This is a genomic window from Roseivirga pacifica, assembly GCF_900111145.1.
Taxonomy (GTDB): Bacteria; Bacteroidota; Bacteroidia; order Cytophagales; family Cyclobacteriaceae; genus Roseivirga; species Roseivirga pacifica.
In genome coordinates, this window is the sequence record NZ_FOIR01000003.1 from 445,858 (window position 1) to 454,099 (window position 8,242).

Annotated in this window: 3 protein-coding genes; 1 reads left to right on the forward strand and 2 read right to left on the reverse strand. The window is 41.4% G+C overall.

Features of this window, described 5'->3' with window-relative positions; translation table 11 throughout:
- The first annotated feature begins 52 nt into the window (after nucleotides 1-52).
- Nucleotides 53-2,527: a zinc-dependent metalloprotease gene (locus BMW98_RS17065; RefSeq protein ID WP_090260142.1), complete on the forward strand. Its 2,475-nt coding sequence runs from the start codon at nucleotides 53-55 to the stop codon at nucleotides 2,525-2,527.
- A 97-nt stretch (nucleotides 2,528-2,624) separates the two neighbouring features.
- Here the strand turns inward: BMW98_RS17065 and BMW98_RS17070 are convergent, their stop codons facing one another.
- On the reverse strand, nucleotides 2,625-3,014 hold the full coding sequence (locus tag BMW98_RS17070) for a hypothetical protein (RefSeq protein WP_147407709.1): 390 nt from the start codon (nucleotides 3,012-3,014) through the stop codon (nucleotides 2,625-2,627).
- A 671-nt stretch (nucleotides 3,015-3,685) separates the two neighbouring features.
- Nucleotides 3,686-8,218, reverse strand: coding sequence for a DUF8202 domain-containing protein (locus BMW98_RS20515; protein WP_222843673.1), 4,533 nt, complete (start codon nucleotides 8,216-8,218; stop codon nucleotides 3,686-3,688).
- Nucleotides 8,219-8,242: the final 24 nt, after the last annotated feature.

Consider the following 8,242-nt stretch of genomic DNA (forward strand, 5'->3'; position numbering starts at 1 on the left):
CAAACCATATCTTTCAGCGTGCTTCGATACTTAAATCTAATTCGAACTAAATATGCTTACAAATTACAAGTCTAAGGTATTTGTTTTTGCGTTGGCGATGACATTTATCGGAATTCTTCCTTTTGAAGCGGATGCTCAAAGAAGAAACCGAAACAAGGACAAAGAAGAAGCACCCACAGAAAAACCGGCTGAGAAGCCAAAAAAGAGTGCATACGAATCTAAAACTGATGGATTAACGGCCGATGAAGGCTTATTCAAGGTTTATCAGGACGATAAAAAGGTTATGCTGGAAATCCCTAAAAGTGAACTAGGGAAAGACATGCTTTGGATTACGCGCTTGGTTGCTACACCAGAAAACCTAAGCCCTTACTTAGGCTCTGGCTGGAAAATGAACGAACAAGTTGTTCGTTGGGAAGAGGTTAAAGGGAAAATTTTACTCAAAAAGATCTCTTATAACAATACTGCCGATAGCACCGATGCCATTTACACATCTGTAATTAACAATAACTTCGCTCCTATAATCGGCTCATTTGAAATTGAGGCACAGCCGGATGATTCGAGTGCGTTCCTAATTGATGCCACAAAATACTTTGAGCAAGATATACAAGCCATTAGTGCATTAGCATCGCGCACCAGAAGCCAGTTTCAGGTACGCAGACTTGCTAGTGATAAGAGCTATATTGAATCGGTTAAGAGTTTCCCTATTAACCTTGAGGTGCGCCAAGTAATGACCTACGAAGCAAATCGTCCGCCTTCAAACAGTTCAACAGGACTGATTTCCATGAAGGTGAGTCAATCGCTGATTAAGCTTCCGGAAGAACCGATGATGCCGCGCTTAGCCGATGACCGTGTAGGTTGGTTCACTAATCGTACCATCAACTATAGCTCTAACGAACTAAAAGGTGACCAAGTAACCTATTTGAGCAGATGGAGACTAGAGCCAAAAGACCCGGCTGCTTATGCCCGTGGTGAATTGGTTGAGCCTGTAAAACCAATCGTTTATTACTTGGATCCTGCCACGCCAGAAAAATTCAGAAAGTGGTTCAAACTAGGAATTGAAGATTGGCAAGTAGCTTTTGAAGCTGCTGGTTTCAAAAATGCAATTATCGCGAAGGATCCTCCAAGTAAAGAAGAAGATCCTGACTGGAGCCCTGAGGATGCACGCTACTCAACAGTGCGCTATATCGCTAGTATGACACGTAATGCCGTTGGTCCAAGCACAGCAGACCCAAGAACTGGCGAAATCATTGAATCGGACATTATTTGGTTCCACAATCACTTACGTTCTTACCGCAACTGGTACATGATACAGACAGGTGCAGCCAACCCGAAAGCACGAACACTGCAAACACCAGAAGACGAAATTGGTGAAATGATGCGTGCCGTTATTGCACACGAAATCGGTCATGCCCTTGGCTTACCACACAACATGAAAGCCAGCTCGGCCTACCCAGTAGAATCTTTGAGAGACCCTGAGTTTGCAGAAGAGTTCGGTGTGGCCCCAACTATTATGGACTATGCACGACTGAACTACATTGCCCAGCCAGAAGATGGTGTGAAGCGTTTTATTAGAAAAATTGGCCCATACGACAAGTATTCCATCAATTGGGGGTATCGTGTTATCCCTGGTGCCTATACACCAGAAGCCGAAAAGAGCACTTTAGACAAATGGATTTTGGAAAAAGCCAATGACCGAGTATATCGCTTTGGCGGTAGCGATGGCACCAACCCCGAATCACAAAGAGAAGACCTAGGCGACAACTCTGTTTTGGCTAGTACCTATGGTATGAAAAACCTGATGAAAGTTGTACCTAACCTTTTGGAGTGGACAGCTACGGACGGAGAGAACTTTGATGACACCCAAGAAATTTATGGTGAGATCATTGGGCAGTGGAGAAGGTTTACCGGCCACGTTACTACCGTAATTGGTGGTATTACCGAAGACCTTAAGTCAACAGATCAAACTGGAGAGGTATATAATGTGGTGCCAGAAGCACAGCAAAAAGCGGCCATGGATTGGTTGCAAACCTATGCTTTCAGCACTCCTGAATGGTTATTAGACGAAGAACTACTGAGAAAAATGGAAGGCTATGGCGCGGTAAACCGCATTCGTAGCACACAGGTTTCATTCCTTAATAGCCTTTTAGATGCCAGCAGAGCCCAACGACTAATTGAAGCGGAAGCTTTTAAAGGAAGAAATACATATACGATATATCAACTTTTTGGCGATGCAAGAAAAGGTCTATTCGCTGAACTAAACTCAGGTGAAGCCATTGATACTTACCGTAGAAACTTACAAAGAGCCTTTGTAGAGCGCTTAGAACATCTAATGACAAATGAGTCGAGTGGATGGGAAGCCAGAACGGTAAATATCGAGCAATCAGATATTCGTCCTGTAGTTAGGGCAGAACTAACAACATTGCTAAGCAGCATAAAAACCAACAAGACAAAACTAAGCGACAGAGCCAGTTCGGTTCACCTAGAGGACCTTATAGTACGTATTGAAAGTATTTTAGATCCTAAATAAAAAAAGCGAAGGAGACCTTATTAAGGTCTCCTTCTTCAAACAAAAACAATATTACTGCACTTAAATAGATTGCATTCAAAATGAACGCAACTAAAAGTCACACTACAGATAACCATGGGTTATCATATACATTAGAACCCTTACAGCTTTCCATTAAGCCAAAAACCTTATTCTGAAGTTTCCTGCTCATCCAAAAGACGTTAGCCCCTTGAAGCCTAACGACTTTGTAACTTCTTTTCTCCTTGTTTCTTCTAGAATAGCTAAGCGGGTGAATCAATTCAATTTTTAGTATGCGATGGAATGGAGACACATAATAAACCTGGTAATCGTGAATAACATTTACAGGAAACTCAAAGCTTGACACATACATGCCAAAAGAAAGCAACTTCAAAAGAGGTGTTGCCTCCCATTTTAAAATATCACCATCAAACTTGATGCGATAAAAGAAACCCTTGTACTTAATAATCCCTTGTTTATTTGAAGACACTCTTCCCATTTTATTCCTTTTCAAAGAACACTTAACAACAACTTTAATGGGTTCAGGGATTTCCTTTTTTCGCATAGGACGAGTCTTAGATACTGTAACTCGATATGCTATGTAAGATTAATTTAAATGAATGCTTGTCGAGTAAATTAAAGAGGAGTCACCCGTATGGAAACCCCTCTTCTGTACCAACTCCACTGTGTCAGAAAACACTAGTGAAAAATAAAAAGACCCTCTCGGATCTTCCCTCAACCAAAGCATACAGTGTTAGCTGTATGTAATATCTCTGCTGATCCCAACCCTCTTAAATTGCATGTGTTTAAAAAAGAATTAGTTTAACTAATTCATTGGTCTTAGTCTTATGATATAAATTTAAACAACGTTTTTTTATGTTTCACAAGCTTTATACAGGTGTAGACATGTAATGGATAAGTGTTGAGAAAAAGTAAATAACCGTTTATTTCACACTGCTCTGCGACACTTCATAGTAATCATTCCGAGACTAAAAAATAGAAACCCTCCGTATGAGGGTTTCTGTTTAAAGTTCGATTTTAACTCAATTCTATAGCCATAAAAGGCGTGTATAAAACTGATTCACCTAAACACTATCGAACTATTTCTGTCACCTAAACAAAAATCTCTTTGAAAATGGTGTGGAACTAACGCTAACTCAATTAATGAACTACCACACGTTTAAATATTCTTTTACTTCCATTGTTCCAGCTTACCGCAACTATATAAAGCCCTTGACTAAAGCCGTTAGTTGGAACCACAACGTTTTTATTATCACCTTCATTAAATTCAAAAGTTGATTTATAGACGCTAGTTGAGTTTACACCGAACACCTCAAGTTCAGCCCTACCCTCAATTCTGGAACCATTAAATTCTAGTAATAAATCTTGCCCGCTATGCACTGGATTAGGATAAACGACAACATTAAACAGCCCCTCACCTTTTATGTTAATGGTTCGGACAGGGGAGTACTCATAGGCACCATTGATATCAACCTGCTTTAACCTGTAATAAGCTTTTCCAGCTGGAGGCTGCAAATCGAAGTATTGATATTCTACTAGTTCTGTACTATTAACAGCTCCTGTTTTGAATCCAATTTCCGAAAAGCCATATCCATTGGTACTTCTTTCTATTACAAAATGACTGTTATTAACCTCAGAAGCTGTTGTCCAGTACAATTCAACTGCCCCATCTTCTGTTTGCCTTACCTCAAAGTCGACTAAAGTGATTGGTAAGGCTTCTTCTTCCGAACTCGCCAACGTAAAGTAGGCGCCATCAGGAATGTTCGCGCTAAATTTCACAATACCGTCAGACGCTACTATATATGATTGCGTTACGACTGTAGCTCCGGCTCTAAAATCCCCATCAGCATCTAACAGCAATACAATTTGGCTTTCATCATTAGTACCTACCCCTGTTGGCCCTGGCAGGCTCGTAACATCGAACTCTAAAGTTACTGTACCAATATCTCCTGTTTTAGTAGCTCTCCACTCTCTATTAAGCCTACTATTTACTTGCAATGGATCAAACTCCTTAATATGCCTATCTCCAAAAGGCTCGTTATCATGCCCCCACAGCATATAAGACTTATCGGAGCTAAATGTACTGGTGTTATCAGCATTGCTAGATTCCAGCCCGTCAGTATTTGCATCTAAACCAATTGATAATATAGCATCGGCATTGACTGATTTTGACTGCTTTTGGTTTAGTGAAATGGCATCATCCCTACCAATTCCTGCGACATTGTAATGATGGGCTGCATATTCGGAAGCATCCCAAACGACTGTACCGTCATGGTCAACATAATCACCGTATTCCCCTCCATCAGAGTTATCCTTTGTAATTCCCCATTTCACCGCCAAGTATGACTCAAACCTACTCAGTTGACTAGGGGTGAGCGGATTACAAAACCCTATAATCTCGGCTATTTTACCTTGAAAAAACCTACCATCATTGGAGGTAAGCGCAGCGCTTTTGGACTGCCTGCCAATAGTAAATGGCCCAGCACCAGAAGTATGAACAGGGTTCTCTCCAATTTCCGCAGCACTCAATGTCGACAGCGAATTGGACAAACTTGATTCTGGAGTACCCGAAGCATTATAAGTTATGGTTTGTAAACCTCCATACTCTACAAACATACGTGTAAGGGTAACTTGATTACTTCTACCATGAGCTGTATTAACATACGCACCTCCATGAGCAGTAGGCGTGTAAGATCTCGAATTTGAAGAACTATATGTAAAACCATACCCAGCACCAGTAATCACTCCGAAATCGTAAATAAATTGAGCATCTTTAGTTGCCGCAGTAACATCTGGCATAACAACTGTAAGCCATGTCATACCGGATCTTTCAGCAAAAATATAATCGCCTCCAAAATCCAGTCCGTCATTCACTCCATCAAACTCAACCACGGAATTATAATTGATATAATCTGAGCCGTTATTTCTAAAAGTGGGAGAAGCAAGGTTTACGTCAGTAGCATCATTGGTTCTCCAAGCGGTTTGGTCTTGCCATGTATTTACCGCCTGACCATCTGTGGCTGCACTGGCTCCATTTAAGGTTCCAGCATCTGCTTTTAACCATAGAAATTGGCAATCACATAGTTGCAACTCATCATTTAGCGCGTATTCATCATAGGTAAGTGTGTAGTTTATATTACCGGTTGTACCATCTTCTACAGCATCATTTAAACCATTGTCATTAACATCTGGAGTAGCCGGATATTGAAAGTCCGTACTTAAGTCTTCGGTAGATCCTCCCTCATAAGCATCGGAACAACCATCGCCATCACTATCTAAGTCTAATAGATTAAATGCGCCATCCCCATCGGTATCCACAGTCATTGGAGAAACGGTCACATTGCCCGAAGTCAGCGTTTCATCAACTCCTATATACCCACCTGCTATTGGTGAGCCAGAAGTTCCAAAATCGAATTGAACCAGCACATTACCAAAGGCATCAGTTACCGTCATTTGTGTCATGCTGACATCCGCACCAGACACTTGCACACTATAGCTATCTGAAATAGAGGGCACATGAGTAATCGCTTTAAACTCGTTGACACCTGTATGAAAACTCTTGGCAGTACCATCAACTGTTACAACACCAGTTCTACCACCAATAGCATCACCAAATGTTGTTGAAATCTCAATACCAATTTCACAATCAAAGTCTAAGTTAAAGGCATAGTTATCTCCAAAAACAAAGTCTCTATTTTGATCATTATTCGCTGCCCCTCGGTCTCTACTACCATCCAGCGTTCCAGAAAAACTATAAGTCAATATACAATCGGAGCCTTCATCCGTATCTAGAACACCATCATTATCATCATCTAAGTCTATTCCATTAAACACTGAGTCTCCATCATAATCCTCACAGGCCTTTAAAGCTGCATAGAGCGCAAAATTTCCATAAGTGCTAGTGTAATTAATCTGATCGCTGTTTCCGTTTTCCACATTATCGTTCAGACCATTACCATTTGCATCTGGGGTAGCGGCAAACTGATAATCTGTAGACAAATCTGTGGTAGCTCCAGCCTCATAAGCATCGGAACATCCATCTCCATCACTATCTAAATCTAAGTGGTTTGGCGTACCATCACCATCTTTATCACAATCGGAAAAGAATACGATATCATATATACCAAAGCCTGGCCTCGACCCATTAATATCACCTCCTGGAGCTATTCCAAAATCAATTTCGACCCGATCTATCGCTTGGGTGAAGTACACCCCAACAGTACCATTGCCAGAAGAAGCCCCTGTGGTTGGAGCTTCAATCAACCCGTTGATTACATTTCCAGAGATTATTTGGTACCCAGAATTACCAATTAAGGCCGGAGCTACCTCAACCCCATTTAAATATCCTCTAATGGTATATTGTTCTTCGTAAACTTTGTTAGTAGCTGTATTTCCATCTATATCAAAAAGTTTGAAGGACACATTATCCAATCCAATGCCCGAAACTCCCATATCAATCGCTGTGGTAATTATATTCGAGGTGCCAAGCGTATTAATATCTGCAGCAATTACTAATTGATCATCAATACTGTCAAAACCACCTTGATAGTTGGGGCCAGACAATGGCAAATCGTAAGGTGCTGGCGGAGCTCCTAGCATTGCTCCTGAAAGATCGGTAATGGTGAAGTCGAAAGTATTTCCTAATACTGTATATGTATTAGACATTGCTCCCGGAGCCCAAGCATTTTCAGACCAATCGAGCACAGTTGAGGAGTCGTAACACTCCGCATTATCGGGCGTTCCATCATTGTCATCATCAATGTCATAGATATCTGCAACTGAATCTCCATCCGTATCCACACACAATTTAAAGTCATCGTTTAGCGCGTAAGCAGCATAAGTACTTGTATGTGCATAAACAACATTACCACTAGTACCGTCCTCAACATCATCATTAAGTCCATTTCCATTTACATCAGGCGTTGCAGCAAACTGATAATCTGTAGTAGTATCAGTAGCGACACCTGCCTCAAAGGCATCCGAACAGCCATCATCATCGCTATCTAAATCAAGGTGGTTAGGCGTTCCATCGCCATCGGTGTCCACTCCACTACATTGTTCAATTACAGTGGAACGCACCCAAACCCTATGTATAGTATGATTGGAGGAGCCATTGTTGTAATCATCAACCTCCCACCTATTCATAGCTCTGACCCCCCAATGGTAATTGCCGGCAGTATAAAAAGGGAAACTGGTTAGCGCAAAATCTCCTTCATTCACAAAAAAGTTCGTTGCCCCAACAGGTAAATTTGCGGTATGCCCAGTCAACAGCGTATTTGACGAATTTATTCCAGAAAAACTTCCCGTACCCGTTTTCAAATAACTGGTACCCAAAGGTGTTTTAAAGTGAATTTTTCTTGAATGGGCGTTAATTTCCCCATAAAACCTTACTTCAAAATCACCACTAAACTGGTTTAAGGCTGCATTTCCGGCATGTCCCCATTTATCGGAATTTGCAGATTCATCTATTCCTAATGCAGATGTACTAGTTACGGGAAAATCGTTCCCAACCCCAAGTACTGTTAGCGCAGGATTTGTCCCCCCTTGGTGTACATACTGCGCCACGAGCACCCAGCCGCCACCTTCACTAGCATCAACATCGGCTTGAAACACGCCACTCCCCAAATCAAAGTAATATCGTCCGCTATAAGGAACTGACCTAGCCTGACTCAAACTTGTAAAAGGCATTTCGGCCGT